Annotated in this window: 12 protein-coding genes; 4 read left to right on the forward strand and 8 right to left on the reverse strand. The window is 63.2% G+C overall.

Features of this window, described 5'->3' with window-relative positions; genetic code table 11:
• Positions 1-14: 14 nt before the first annotated feature.
• The 5 genes from OOT33_RS10960 to OOT33_RS10980 form a co-directional block, all read right to left on the reverse strand.
• Positions 15-1,604 (reverse strand): FAD-dependent oxidoreductase, encoded by a 1,590-nt coding sequence (locus OOT33_RS10960; RefSeq protein WP_307750064.1) that lies wholly within the window; start codon positions 1,602-1,604, stop codon positions 15-17.
• A gap of 42 nt (positions 1,605-1,646) precedes the next feature.
• Complete coding sequence (locus OOT33_RS10965; RefSeq protein WP_307750065.1) at positions 1,647-2,087, reverse strand: c-type cytochrome; 441 nt, start codon at positions 2,085-2,087, stop codon at positions 1,647-1,649.
• Positions 2,084-3,673: an FAD-dependent oxidoreductase gene (locus OOT33_RS10970; protein WP_307750066.1), complete on the reverse strand. Its 1,590-nt coding sequence runs from the start codon at positions 3,671-3,673 to the stop codon at positions 2,084-2,086. Before OOT33_RS10970 ends, OOT33_RS10965 begins: the two co-directional genes overlap by 4 nt.
• Positions 3,674-3,714: 41 nt before the next feature.
• Complete coding sequence (locus OOT33_RS10975) at positions 3,715-4,209, reverse strand: Rid family hydrolase (protein ID WP_307750067.1); 495 nt, start codon at positions 4,207-4,209, stop codon at positions 3,715-3,717.
• 79 nt (positions 4,210-4,288) lie between these two features.
• On the reverse strand, positions 4,289-6,901 hold the full coding sequence (locus OOT33_RS10980; protein WP_307750068.1) for a TonB-dependent receptor domain-containing protein: 2,613 nt from the start codon (positions 6,899-6,901) through the stop codon (positions 4,289-4,291).
• Between the two features lie 395 nt (positions 6,902-7,296).
• On the opposite strand from OOT33_RS10980, the gene OOT33_RS10985 reads away from it, so the two are divergent.
• On the forward strand, positions 7,297-7,815 hold the full coding sequence (locus tag OOT33_RS10985) for a Rid family hydrolase (protein ID WP_307750069.1): 519 nt from the start codon (positions 7,297-7,299) through the stop codon (positions 7,813-7,815).
• Positions 7,816-7,854: 39 nt separating this feature from the next.
• Here OOT33_RS10985 and OOT33_RS10990 read toward each other — a convergent pair whose 3' ends face one another.
• The 3 genes from OOT33_RS10990 to OOT33_RS11000 all read right to left on the reverse strand — a co-directional run bounded on the left by OOT33_RS10990 (position 7,855) and on the right by OOT33_RS11000 (position 10,919).
• Positions 7,855-8,772: a DNA-binding response regulator gene (locus OOT33_RS10990; RefSeq protein WP_373690571.1), complete on the reverse strand. Its 918-nt coding sequence runs from the start codon at positions 8,770-8,772 to the stop codon at positions 7,855-7,857.
• Positions 8,756-10,492 carry an ATP-binding protein gene (locus OOT33_RS10995; RefSeq protein WP_307750071.1) on the reverse strand — a complete coding sequence of 579 codons (1,737 nt, stop codon included), beginning with the start codon at positions 10,490-10,492 and terminating at the stop codon, positions 8,756-8,758. The genes OOT33_RS10990 and OOT33_RS10995 overlap by 17 nt, the downstream gene beginning before the upstream one ends.
• A 223-nt stretch (positions 10,493-10,715) precedes the next feature.
• Complete coding sequence (locus tag OOT33_RS11000; RefSeq protein WP_307750072.1) at positions 10,716-10,919, reverse strand: hypothetical protein; 204 nt, start codon at positions 10,917-10,919, stop codon at positions 10,716-10,718.
• Positions 10,920-11,087: 168 nt separating this feature from the next.
• On the opposite strand from OOT33_RS11000, the gene OOT33_RS11005 reads away from it, so the two are divergent.
• The 3 genes from OOT33_RS11005 to OOT33_RS11015 all read left to right on the forward strand — a co-directional run bounded on the left by OOT33_RS11005 (position 11,088) and on the right by OOT33_RS11015 (position 13,729).
• Positions 11,088-11,867 carry a TSUP family transporter gene (locus OOT33_RS11005; RefSeq protein ID WP_307750073.1) on the forward strand — a complete coding sequence of 260 codons (780 nt, stop codon included), beginning with the start codon at positions 11,088-11,090 and terminating at the stop codon, positions 11,865-11,867.
• A 95-nt stretch (positions 11,868-11,962) separates the two neighbouring features.
• On the forward strand, positions 11,963-13,216 hold the full coding sequence (locus OOT33_RS11010; RefSeq protein ID WP_307750074.1) for an FAD-dependent oxidoreductase: 1,254 nt from the start codon (positions 11,963-11,965) through the stop codon (positions 13,214-13,216).
• 45 nt (positions 13,217-13,261) lie between these two features.
• Positions 13,262-13,729 carry a c-type cytochrome gene (locus OOT33_RS11015; protein WP_307750075.1) on the forward strand — a complete coding sequence of 156 codons (468 nt, stop codon included), beginning with the start codon at positions 13,262-13,264 and terminating at the stop codon, positions 13,727-13,729.
• The last annotated feature ends 42 nt before the right edge of the window (positions 13,730-13,771 follow it).

Consider the following 13,771-nt stretch of genomic DNA (forward strand, 5'->3'; position numbering starts at 1 on the left):
AACATTGGGGGGCGTCATGCCGCTTGGGCACGTTGATGCAGCCGGGTGACGGCATCAAGCGAAGACAACAGGGCGCCCTCCATCCAACAGCCGTAATAAGATGCATGTTCACCGGCAAGTATGATGCGGCCGTCCAGCGCGACGAGATTCTGATAGTGCTGCGCCCGGCTATCCTCCGTCCACGTCGCGCAGCACCCCATGATCCACGGCATGCGGCTCCACGCCACCGATGCGCCGTTCAGGAACTCCCGGCGATACTCGTCCGGGTGGAACACCGACCCTTGCGCCAGCGCCATTTCGATGCGCTGCTCGGGCGTCATTCCGGCGAGTTGATAGCCCCCGGGCCCACCCGCGAAGGCGCCCAGCAACACCGCTGGGCCGCCCTTGAAGAAATTATAGTTCGGATAGGAGATCAGGCTGATCGCCTGATCGGTGAAGCTGTGCCCGCCATAAATGGAGTATTTTTCCTCCCAGAAACGGCTGCGCATTTCGAGGCCGATCTTCACCGAATTATTATAGGGAAGAGCCTTGAGCGCCGCCTTCTTCGCGTCGCTTACCTGCAGGTCGATCTGGCTGAGGATTGTCGCGGGTATCGTGCACACGCACCAGTCCGCTTTCGTTTCTCCGCTCGCGCCGGTGGCGGTATCGGTCCAGCTCGCGGTCACGCCCGCCTCGCTCTGCGCGAGCCGGGTCACCTGAGTATTGTAGCGGATGATCTTGCCCAGCTGCCTGGCAAAGCCCTTGCCGATCATGTCCATGCCGCCCTTCGGCTGGAACATCGTCGTCTGCATTACCGTGCTGAAATAAAAGCCCATCTGCGTCCACACCTGCGAAGATAGGACGTCGGACAGGCCGTTGATCTTGGATGGCGTCGGCGCGCCGTCCACCCCGCCGCCGGGCGCCTTGTCGTAGCCGCGCTGGCTGGAGACCTTGAGGGTGGAGCCATAGGACAAGTCCTTGTCCAGCGCGCCCCAATCGCGCAATGCCTCGATCAGCTTCTGCTTGTCCTCTGCGGTCACCTTGGCATCGAGCGATCCGGCGTTGAGCGCCTTGCCCAGCAGTTCGGAGACATGGCCCTTGAAGTCGACGGCCAGTTCCTTGTAACGCTGAGGCTTGCCGCCCAAGGTGTCCGTCCGGTGGATGAAGGCATTGTGGTTCATCTGGATGAACGGCTCCAGCTCCACCCCGAACTGCTTGCAATAATGCAGCAGCGTGCGGTGGTGGTGCGGGATACGCCACGGGCCGGGGTTGAGATAGTTGCCGGGCGCATAGCCGACTGTCTGGCTCGCACCGCCAACCTCGACGATCTTGTCTCCGCCGCGCACCGAATAGTTCCGCCCGCCGGGCCGGTTCTGAAATTCCAGCACCGTGACTTTGTAGCCCGCGTTGCGCAGCTCATAGGCCGCCAGCATGCCCGCGAGCCCGGCCCCCAGCACCAGCACCGACGACCCCGGCCTCGCACCCGAAAGCTTTGGCGGGCCGGTGAACTGGGTCTCCGCCGCATGGCCCAGCGCCGTCATCGCCTGATACATGGCGAGACCTCCACCGACCTTGCCGATCATCGCCAGCAGTTCGCGCCGGGTCTGCGCATTCATGTCCATCATCGTCTTTCCCTTTGTTCGCGACCTTGCCCCTGCCGGGCAGTGTTACTGCGCGCAGTTGCAATCCGGCTTGTGCCCCGCTCCCGCGGCAAAGCGCTTCACATCCGCTTCGGTCACAGGGTCGGGGTAACTGTTGAAATGGCTGCGCACATAGGTGATGACCGCCGCCATCTGGGCGGGGGTGAGCATGTCGGTGAACCAGGGCATGCCGCCGCGCCCCTTCTGCAATATCTCGATCATGAACTCGGGCTTGGCGAGGTTGGGGTTGTTGGCGAGCGCGGGGATAGCGGCTCCCGCCCCACCGCCGCCTTTGGCATCGGCCATGTGGCAGGCCTGGCAGATCTGCTCATAAACGAGCTTGCCCTCGTCCGAGACCTGGACGTTGCTCGGCCCGCCGCCCGGCGCGTCCTGCGCCTTTACCGCCACGGCCATGCCCAGCACCGCCAACGCTGCGGCCGGCGCGGCATATCGCCAGATTCTCCTCATGCCACGTTTGCTCGCTGATGGATGCGGGTGATGGCATCCAGCCCCGACAGGAGCGATCCCTCCATCCAGCCGCCATAATAAGAGGCATGCTCACCCGCGAGCACGAAGCGGCCATCGAGCGCCACCAGATTCTGGTAATGCGCCGACCGGTTTTCCTCGGTCCAGCGCGAGGTGCAACCCAATATCCACGGGATGCGGCTCCACGCCACCGATGCGCCGTTCAGGAACTCCCTGCGATACTCCTCGGGATGAAACACCGACCCTTGCGCCAGCGCCGTTTCAATGCGCTGCTCCGGCGTCATGCCCGCCAGCATCAGCCCGCGCGCGTCTGACGCGAATGCGCCCAAAAGCACGGCCGGGCCGTCCTTGTGCATATTGTTGTTGGGATAGGATATCAGCCCGATCGTCTGGTCGGTGAAGCTATGCCCGCCGTAGATTGAGTAGTTCTCTTCCCAGAAGCGGCTGCGCATTTCGAGGCCGATCTTGCACTGGGTGCTATAGCCGACCGCCTTCATCGCCGCCTTGAGCGCAGGGCTCACCTGCAAGTCCAGCTGGTTCGCGACCGGCAGCGGGATGGTGCACACGCACCAGTCGGCCTTCGTCTCGCTCTTCTGTCCGGTGACGACGTCTTCCCAGCTCGCGGTGACGCCCGTGTCGTCCTGCGCCACCTTCGTGACCTTGGTGTTGAGCCGGATCGCCTTGCCCAGCTGCTTCGCGAAGGCCTTGCCGATCATGTCCATGCCGCCCTTGGGCTGGAACATCGTCGTCTGCATCACATAGTTGAAATAGAAGGACATCTGGTCCCACACGCGTGCGTCGAGAATGTCCGACAGGCTGTTGATCTTGGATGGCGTCGGCGCGCCGTCCACCCCGCCGCCGGGCGCCTTGTCATAGCCGCGCTGGCCGGATACGCGCAGGCTGGACGTGTAGGCCATGTCCTTGTCGAGCACGCCCCAGGAGCGCAACGCCTCCAGCAGCTTTTCCTTGTCTTCCTTGCCGACCCTGGCGTCGAGCGCGCCTGCGTTGAGCGCCTTGCCCAGCAGGTCCGAGACGTGTCCCTTGAAGTCGACGGCCAGCTCCTTGTAACGCTGAGGCTTGCCCCCGAACGCCTTGCTGTTGTGAACGAAGCTGTTGTGGTTCATCTGGATGAACGGCTCCAGCTCCACCCCGAACAGTCTGCAGTAATAGAGCAGCGAGCGATGGTGGTGCGGAATGCGCCATGGGCCGGGGTTGAGATAGTTGCCGGGTGCAAAGCCAACCGTCTGCGTTACGCCGCCCACCTCGACGATCTTGTCTCCGCCCCGCACCGAGTAATTCCGTCCACCGGGCCGGTCCTGATACTCAAGCACCGTGACCTTATAGCCTGCCCTGGAGAGTTCATAAGCGGCCACCATCCCTGCCAGCCCTGCACCCAGCACCAGAACCGAGCCGCCCTTCCGGGCCGGAGAGAGCTTTGGCGGGCCGGTAAACTGCGTTTCCGCCGCATGGCCCAGCGCCGTCATCGCCTGATACATGGCAATGGCGCCCCCCGCCTTGCCGATCAGCGAGAACAGCTCCCGCCGGGTGGGTTCGTTCATTTCCGTCATAGTCTGCTCCCCCGTCCGCGAACGGCCCCCATCCGCTGGCCTCAAGGCGCCTTGGCGGCGATGCCCTCGATCTCGACGAGGACGTAGGGCCGCCCCAGCGCCGCAACCTGCACGGTCGAGCGGGCGGGTTTGTTGGGCTGCTCGGGCGTGCCGAAGAAGGTCTTGAACACCTCGTTCATGGCCGGGCTGTCCATCTTGCCCTCGCGTTCCGGCACGCCGACGAGGAAGACGTTCATCTTGACGATGTCGCCCATGGTCATGCCCATGCCTTCCAGCGTCGCCTTCATCTTGGTGAGAATGGAAAGGGTCTGCGCCTTGGTATCGCCCAGATCCTCTGGCTTGGCGGGATCGAGCGGCGAGGCGGTTGAGCCGGAGAGATAGACGATCCTGCTGCCCGGCGGGACGGTGACGGTGCTGGAAATTACGGCAGTGGGCGAGTTTTGCGTGCGCTCGATCATGGCCTTGGGTTTGGCAGCCACGGGTGTGTTGCCTGCGGCCACCAGTGCGAGGCCGATCAGAATGGCCTTTTTCAACATCTCAATTCTCCCGTTGTGCGGTCTGGAAAAAAGGGACCCGGGGCGGTCGCGAAGGGATGCCGGCCGCCCCGGATGTGGGTCAGAACTTGAAGCTCAGGCGGGCGTAGTAATATCCGCCGTTGGTGCCGTAGGGGCCGTGGTTGAACGGCGCGTTGATCGTCGTCGTGCCGTTGATGTAGGGCGAGGTGCCGTTGGTCGGCAGGGCGGCCGCGCCCAGCGCAGAGGCGGGGATGACCGAAGGTATCTGAGGCACCTTGTCGAACAGGTTGTTCGCGCCGACCGAGAGGTTCAGGAACTGGGTGATGTCATAGCCCAGCTCCAGATCGAAAATCGGCGTCCCCTTGACCACACCTTCGAAGAAGTTGCCGGTAATCGGCGGGTTTGCGACCGTGATCGCGGGGCTGACCAGCACGGTCGCCTTGCTGTAATAGGTGGCGCGCGCATTGGCGCTGAATGGCCCGGATGTCAGCAGCGCGCTGAACACGCTCTTGAATTTGGGGCTGGCCGTCTCGATCACCGCCCGCGCCTGCGCGTTGAACAGGGTTGCCAGGCGGTTCTTCTTTACCTTGGTGTCGTTGTAGTTGATGCCCAGCGACAGATCGAGCTTGCCGAAGGAGAGATCGACCGGATAGCGGCTGGAGAACTCCAGCCCCTTGGTCTCGGTATCGATGCCGTTGGTGAAGGTCTGGATGCTCAGCGTGCCGCTTGCCGCCACCGTCGGGTCGATCTGCTTGCCGGAGGCCGCGATCGCGGCGGTGACAAGATCAACCGGCCGCTGCCCGTTGACCAGCGGCGTCGTCACGGCGACGCCATTGCGCTGGCCGGTGATCGTGCCGGAGGAAACGATGCGGTTCTTGATCTTGATGTAATATCCATCGAGCGTCACGAGCAGCCGTGGAATGGGCCGCAGCACAACGCCGGTGGACAGGTTGACGGACTTTTCCGGTTTCAAGGAGCCAAAGCCCGCGGCCCGAGCGCCAGCGGAGTTGGGCGCCAGCTGGATCGAGGCCGAGGTCGGGCCGACATTGGTGGCGGAGTAGTTGGACTCGGCCATGGTGGGCGCGCGGAAGCCGGTGCTGGCGGTGGCGCGCAGGGCGAATGCCGGGCTGAAATCATAGCGCGTGGTCAGCTTGCCGATCGTCGTGCTGCCAAAGTCGCTGAAGTCCTCGAAACGGCCTGCAACGTCGACCGTCCATTCGGATACCGGCTTGACGATGACGTTGGCATAGACAGCAACCGAGTGCCGCTTGCTCTTGCCCGCGTCGGAAAGCGCATAGCCGGGGAAGGACTGGCCGCCCTCGATATAGCGCGAGCCAATGTCGCCAGCGTAGATGGCGTAGGTTTCCTTGCGATATTCGCCACCGAACGCGAACGTGGTCGGATCGGCAAACCCCAGATCGAACTCTTTGTTGACATCCATCTGGGCGATGAACTGGGTGAATTTGAAGCCGCCGTCGTAGAAATCCTGCGGGGTGAAGCCGGCGTCAGCGGTCGAGGGCGTTAGTGCCGCCGCCTTGGACGTGTCTGACCACAGGGAAGCGTTGGCGGATTGGGTGGTATATACCAGCGCAGTGTCGCTGGCGTAGGTGGTGCTCAGATCCCAGTTCCAGCCGCTCAGCTCGCCCTTGAGGCCGCCGGTGAGCGAATATTCGTCCTGCTTCACCTCGATAAGCGGCACCATGCCTACGCCCTGAGTCGGGCCGAAGCAGGTCGCCGGATCGGTCGGGACAGCGGAACTCCCCGCCACGCACACGCGGTTGGGCGGACGATACCCCTGAAGCGCCTTGCCCGCGCGATAGGAATAGTCACCGAAGGAATAGGCCTCCACCCCGCCAAAGTCATAGCCCATGTTGTAAAAGGCTATGTTGAGCTGGGACTTGGGCTGGCCGCCGTTGAGGTCGGCTGTGCCGTTGCGGGCGTTGAGGCTGTTGTAGATCGGCTGGAACAGCACGTTTGCCCCGGTGAGCGTTACGGTGGAGCCATTGAGGTTGCGGACGCTCGTTTGCCCGTCGCCCAGCGTGGTGTATCCGTTGCGGCGGTGGAACAGCGTCAGGTTGAGATAGCCGTCGTCGCCGAGGCCGAAGCCCAGATTGCCGCTCGCGCTGTACGTGCGCCCCTCGCCATCATAATATTGGCCAACGCTGGCCTTGGCGGAGCCACCGGTGCTCTTGTTCTTGAGGATGATGTTGATGACGCCCGCGATCGCGTCGGTACCATATTGCGCCGCGGCGCCCTCCTGCAGGATTTCGATGCGCTGCACCGCATCCGGCGGGATAAGGTCGATGCTCGCCGCCGCGGAACCGCCGAACGCGCCGTTGATGACCTGGAGTATCGAGTTGCCGTGGCGGCGCTTGCCGTTGACCATCAGCAAGGTGTGATTGGGGTTGAGGCCGCGCAGACGGGCGCTGAGCGAGAAGCTCGCCATATCGGTGCCCTGAGTTTGCGCGGTGAAGGATGGCACCATCTGCGTGAGCGCCTGATTGAGGTTGGGCTGGCCTACCTTCTCGAGCGCGGTTTCGCTCAGCAGCTGGATCGGCGTGGCGCTCTCGGCGGCCTGCGTGCCCAGCGCACGCGTGCCGGTGACGATGATATCGCCGCCGTTTTGCTCCGGCGCCGCGTCGGCAGCTTCCGGCGCATCGGGCGTCGTTTGCGCCGCGACCGGCATGGCAATCAGCGTGCTGGTGGAGATCATCAGTGAAAGACAAGTTATTGAGATTCGCGACATTATGAGTCCCCCAAATGGTGTACGCATCATCTCCGCTGAACCGTTCGAACCGGAGCGGCTCTCTGTGCCGACTCGGGTTCGCGCTATGGTTTTTTCTTGCGGCGCAACATGAAAGGGCATCATTCCGGCGCGGAAGCACATACGCGCTTTTGCGTATGAGTCTTCCTGCCAACGAGCGTAAGATATCGGCGCTTTCCAGAGCAGTTTTCACCCTTGCTCCCGGGTTTTCCCAGCTTGTTCGTGCGGGATGGATACTGACAGGAGGCCCGTTTCCGGGGGTATTGCGGAATTATACTATTGCAGTGCACCATATCATTATCTGGGCTCCAAACCGGAGCAGACTCGATGAAAGGAATTCCCTGATGGCGCGACCCACCAGATTTGCCGGCCGCCTGCTCGCTGCCCTATCCGTTGCCGCTGCCCTGCTGCCGGCGAGTGCTGGCGCGCAGATCACACGGGTCAGTCGTAACCCTGCCTCACTGATCCTGGAGGGCGCGAAGGTCAGTGCAGGGACGGACCTCTATTTCGTTTCCGGCCAGCTACCCTCGCCGATCGACCCGGCCAAGCCGATGAGCGAAGTCAAGAGTCTGGAGGATTTGGGCGACACCAAGACGCAGACCATCAGCGTCCTCAACAAGATCAAGGACGTTCTAGCGGTCCAGGGCTATACCATGGCCGATATCGTCAAGCTGACGCTGTTCGTGGCGGCCGATCCGCGGACGGGCAAGATGGATTTCGCCGGCGTCAACGAGGGGTTCAAGATGTTCTTCAAGACGCCGGAAAACCCCAACACGGTCGCGCGGTCGACATTCCAGGTGGCGGGGCTGGTGGGGCCTTATTTCCTGATCGAGATCGAGGCGATCGCCGCGAAGAAGCCTTGAGAATTTCGCGTTCGAAAACGTGTCTCTGCGCTCAGCAGGCTATAGCGTTATCGCCCGAATGGCGACGGCCGCCGCCGCCGAGCGCGTCTCCACTCCCAGCTTCTCGAAGATGCGCTCCAGATGCTTGTTCACGGTGCGTGGGCTGATGGTGAGGATGTCGCTGATCACCTGGCTTGACTTGCCATAGCTCACCCACAGCAGCACCTCGGCCTCCCGGTTGGTGAGCGCAAGACGATCCCGCAACTTTATGACGTCTCCGTCTGGGTCGAGCTCGTTGCAGCGGATGAGCACTTCATTATCGCGATATTGCGCGATCAACACCAGTTCCAGCGCCGCAGGCGCCTGGCCGAGGCGAATAGACGCTCCGGGGCAGCTATCCGGAGCGAGCAGCTTTTCCAGCGGCGATCTGAACAGCGCGGGCAGGGCAGGCTCGCTCCTGCTCCAACCCGGCGCGATCCTGCCGATCGCCTTCTCCGCCATCGGCGTACACCACAGGAAGCGGCCGCTCGTGTCGGTGGCCATCATCAGCCGCCCGGTGGCATCCAGCCCGGCGAGGCTGGCATGAGCGGCCCGGGCGTTGGCCATGTGCACCCGTACCCGCGCGATCAGTTCCGCGATCTGCACAGGCTTGCGCACATAATCTACGCCGCCCACCTCGAACGCCTCGATCACATGCTCGCTCTCTGTCAGGCCGGTCATGAAGATCACGGGAACATGAGCCAGCGCGGGCTGGCGTTTGATCCGGATCGTGGTCTCGAACCCGTCGATGCCGGGCATGACGGCATCCATCAGGATGAGGTCGGGCACAATATGCGTCAGCAGATCGAGCGCCTGCTGGCCGGAGGTGGCGATCAGCACGCAGATATCGGCCGCTTCCAGGGCGTTGGTGAGAAGGCGCAGCGAATCCTGCGCGTCATCGACGATCAATACGGTGTCGCGCCTATGCGAACTCGTCATCATCGACTTCATCCAGTTGGGCTGCCAATGCGGTCAGGTCAAAGCAGTCGAGGCAGGAGAACAGGCGCTGCACGAGGGCGTCCGCCTCCGGTGCCGCCTTTGCCAGCATCTTGATCTCGGCCTCGATCGCGCGGACATGGCCGATGCGCAACATTTCGCGGATCTGCCTGATGTGCGGGAGCGCCGCGTCGGGGATGGCCGCCCGCGCCGGGGCCGCTGTGCGGCCGGGAGAGGCGACATCGGCGGCATCGCGTATCCAGCGCAGCTCCAGCGCCCGCCCGATCGCGTCCAGCAGCGCGCCGATCTCAACGGGTTTGACGAGGAACAGGTCATGCAGCGGCGCGGTGCCCTGGCCCTGACCTGCGCGCTCCCCGGCATTGGCGGAAAGCATCAGGATCCTGAGGCTGCCACCATAGCGCCCGCGCAGCGCGGAGGCGGTCTCCCAGCCAGACATTCCCGGCATCGTGATGTCCAGCAGCGCAAGATCGGGCGCCTGCTGTTCGCACAGAGCAAGCGCGCTCTCTCCGCCTGTCGCGGCCAGCACATCGAAACCAAGCGTCTCGAGCAGCCTGCGGCTCAATGCCAGCTGCGACACGTCGTCATCCACCACCAGCACCGTACGCCTGCCGCCCTCATAGCCGGTGATGCGCTGCATCGGCGCGGTTTCCTGCATCTGGCCGGCGACGCGGCCCAGCAGCATGGTGACGCGGAACGTGCTGCCCGCGCCGGGTTCGCTTTCCAGCTCCAGATCGCCACCCAGTATCTGAACGATCGCGCGGGTGATCGGCAGGCCCAGGCCAACCCCGACCTGCGAAGGGGCAGAGCCGCTGTCGGGCACGCGCTCAAACGGATGGAAGATCCGCTGCTGATCCTCGGGCGCAATGCCGGGGCCGGTATCGATCACCTCGAACCGCGCCATCTGGCCCGCATAGCCGACGCGAAAGCATACCTCGCCGCGCTGGGTATATTTGATTGCGTTGGAAAGCAGATTGATGAGCACCTGCCGCAGCCGCTTTTCGTCCACGCGCACGAACTCGGGCAGGCGGGCAGGCGGCTCGTAGCGGAAGCACAGCCCCTTGGTCACCGCCGAATGATGAAACATGCTGACGATCTGATCGAGGAAGGCCGGGAAGCGCACGATGTCCGCATTTACCCTCAGCACGCCATGCTCGATCTGGGATATGTCGAGCAACCCCTCAACGAGGTTGGTAAGATGCTCCGCGCTGCGCGCGATGACGCGAGCGGCTTCGGTGGCGGTGACGCCGTCACCCCGCTCCACCAGTTGCGCATAACCATAGATGGAATTGAGCGGCGAGCGGATTTCGTGGCTGATGCTGGCCAGATAGCGGCTCTTGGCCGCGCTGGCGGCAACAGCCGCGTCCTTTTCCTTCACCAGCTGTGCCAATGGCTGCTCAGTGTGATCGCTCATTCCAGCGCGCCCATGCGCCTCGCGCCCCAGCGCCCAGCGGGCCGCCAACGATATCAGCAGGATCACGAACAGCAACGCCGTCGCCTCGGCATGGAGGATCACGTCGCGGTCATTATGTTCTTCGGCGGCAATCACCGCGACAAGCGCCAGCGCGGCACACACTGCAAGCACCCAGGAGCTGGCGCGCAGCAGATCCTGGCTGCGCGGCCCGCCTGTCTTGGAGCGATCATAATGCAGTATCCGGCGGCGGAACCAAGGAGCTGAGGTTTCAGTCAAAGGCCGGAGCTGCATGCCTACCGTCCTCCCCCGAGCGACAGAGGAGTCGGCATGAGCGCTCGCACTATCCTTCGCCGCCCGACGCGGGTGGCGAACCCTTTTTCTGTTGTCATTTTTCTGACCCTGACACGCTGTTATATCTGCGTGCGAATCTCATTGTGCACTGCAACCGGATTCCATGCAAGCCGCTCGTGCGCAATGTGTCTTTCCGGGACAGCTCCCTGCGCTTGATGCGCCTTCAGATCAGCCTGTCGCGTTCCAGGCGCTGGATCAGACGGATCGCGACGGACTGACGAATCGCCTGTCCTTCGCGGATTTTTACCCATGTCTTCACGCCTATGCCGAAGCGATCCTGAATCACTTCCGGCTTTTGGCAGCTAAGGACAGATGACATTTTCTCGACGAGCGAACGGTCTAGCTGGATGAGACTTGGTGTTGCCATGAAGTTTCCTCGTTTTGCTGATGCACAACTTTATCGTGCTGCAGCGCGGCGAGCGACATACGTCAAATTTCCCATCGGAAGGTGTTGGAAAAAGGGTTAGGAGGGTTCGCTTGCTCCGGCTTATGGAGGCCAACTTCCCCAACCTTTTTGCATGGGCCTCGCCGGACGATGGAGCTGACCCCCGAAATACTCGTACTCCTGGCGTTCGTTGCGGCTTCTGCCGGGTTCATCGATTCGATTGCCGGGGGCGGCGGCTTGTTGACCATTCCCGCGCTGATGGCGGTTGGCTTGCCTCCTGTTCAGGCGATCGCGACGAACAAGTTTCAGGGCACCTTTGGTACAGGCGGGGCCTTCCTTGCTTATGCCCGCAAGGGCCATATCGACTTCAGGCGGTTTATGCCGCACGCGATAGCGGCGGCGCTGGGCTCGGCGGGAGGGGCGTGGGCACTCCAGATTATCGATCCACGCTTTCTGGCGGGGCTGGTGCCGGTGCTGCTGATTGCGATGATCCTATATTATCTCGCCGCGCCCAAGGTGGATGACGACGACCGGCATCCTGCGGCGTCCTGGCCTTTGCTGCTCGCGGTAACAGCCGCCATTGGTTTCTACGACGGCTTTTTCGGGCCAGGAACCGGGTCTTTCTTCACGACCATGCTGATATTGCTCGGTGGCCTCGGCCTTCTGCGCGCGATCGCACATACCAAGCTGCTCAACTTCTCCACCAATCTTTCCGCACTGGTGCTGATGATCGCTGGCGGAAAGGTGGTCTGGCCCGCGGCGCTGGTAATGGCGGCGGGGAGCATCTGCGGCAACCAGATCGGCGCGCACACGGCCATGCGCTTCAATGGGCGGGGGGTGAGGCCGATCCTGATCCTCGTTTCCGCAGCGCTGACGTGGAAATTGCTGGCCGATCCGGCCAATCCGCTCCGCCACTGGCTCGGCGTCTGACACTATCCGCGCGCCGCCCGGCGCCCAATACGCATTTTGTGCCATTGCGAGCAAAGCCCCCAGAGCGCACCCTGCCGGTGAAACGGGGGTAAGACATGCGCAACGGCCCGCTCGCCCGGCGAGATATGTTGAAAGGATCTCTGGCGGCAGGAGGCCTGCTGGGCTTGCAAGCCTGCGCATCCGCGCCAGCGGCCCGGTTGGCGAGTGCCGCCGGCAGTAGGTTGTCCAAGCCCCGGCTGGTGCCGATGCGGATAACGCCGGACCAGCTCATCGACGTGAAATGCTGCATCCGCCCCCTGCGTGCGGCGGGGCCAAATCTCGCCACGGAGATGGTGGGCGATACCCTGGTCGTTCACAATTATGGTCATGGCGGGAGCGGCTGGTCGCTCTCCTGGGGATCGGCTGAAATCGCGGTGGGCAAGGCGCTGTCGGTGCTGCCCAGCGAAATCGCGGTGATCGGCTGCGGCATCGTGGGCCTCACCGCCGCCGTGGTGGCGCAGCGGGCGGGCCTCAAGGTGACGATTTACGCGCGCGACATGCTGCCCCGCACGCGCTCCTTCCGCGCCAGTGGCTCGTTCACGCCGGACGCGCGGGTCGCGCTACTCGAACCTGCGGGGCCAAACTTCCCCGCCTTGTGGGAGCAGATGACCCGCCTTTCCTGGAAGACCTTTCGCACCTATCTGGGCGTTACCGGAAATCCGGTGGAGTTCAGCGATTCCTATCAGGTTTCCGACAAGCCGATCGAACGCCGCACCTACCCGCGCGACCCCGCGATAACGGACAGCTACGCCACCAAAGGCCTGCCTCTGCAAAGCGCGGAGTTCGCGCACCTTTCCTCCCGCATTCGGGACATCGTTCCGCAGGCGGTGCCGCTCAGCCCGGAGGAAAACCCATTCCCCACCCCCTACGCCACCCGCACATCGCAGATGCATTTCAACTTCGCGAGCTATGGCCACCTGCTGATGAGCGAATTCTTCGAGCGCGGCGGCGCGTTCGTGATGCGGGATTTTCATACGCCTGCCGAAGTGGCGACGCTGAAGGAGAAGGTGGTGATCCACTCGAGCGGCTATGCCGCGCGAGACCTGTGGAAGGACCGCACGATCATACCCGTTCGAGGCCAGACCGGGTGGCTCGTGCCCCAGCCCGAGGCCAACTATGGCGTCCGCTACAACAATGTGTCGCTGCTGTCGAAATCGGACGGGGTGGTGGTGATGAACAACAACCCCGACCTGGGCGATATGCTGGGCGTGGGCAATAGCATGGAACTGCCCGTCCGTGCGGACATCGAGGCGGGCCTTCAGATCATGGCACCGCTGTTTGCTCCGCAACCTCCTGCGAGGCCCGCCTGAGATGGCGCCTGGTCGACAGTCTCTCCCCAAAGAAGGAGGCAAATGATGCGTATCGCCCGCGCGACTTTGGGAGTGGCCGCGATGCTGGCCTGCGGGGCAATCGCCGGTGCCGTGTTCAGCGCTCCCGCGCCAGCCGCATCTGCTCCCGCAACCCGAAGCGTTACCACCGCCAGCGGGGTATATAGCGCAGCGCAGGCGGAGGAGGGATCCCGCCTCTATGCCGTGCGGTGCGCCATGTGCCACGGCCAGATGCTGGAAGGCACGATGGAAACGCCCGCGCTCAGGGGCAAGTTCGTCGCCAACTGGGCGCGCAGCCCGGTCGGCCATCTGTTCGATTATGTCAGCAAGGCGATGCCGCAGTTTGCTCCCGGCTCGCTGTCCCCTGCCGAAAACGCGGCGATCGTTGCGTTTCTGTTGCGCGAGAACGGGATGCGGGCCGGAAACAGCCCGCTCTCCTCTGATCCCGAAGTGCTGAAAACCATCACATTCATGCCGGATGGGCCGGCGCGCTGAGACTAGAGCGCGGTTCGTTAAATCTGACGCAAGATGCGCGCT

This window comes from Sphingobium sp. DEHP117 (assembly GCF_030867385.1).
Taxonomy (GTDB): Bacteria; Pseudomonadota; Alphaproteobacteria; order Sphingomonadales; family Sphingomonadaceae; genus Sphingobium.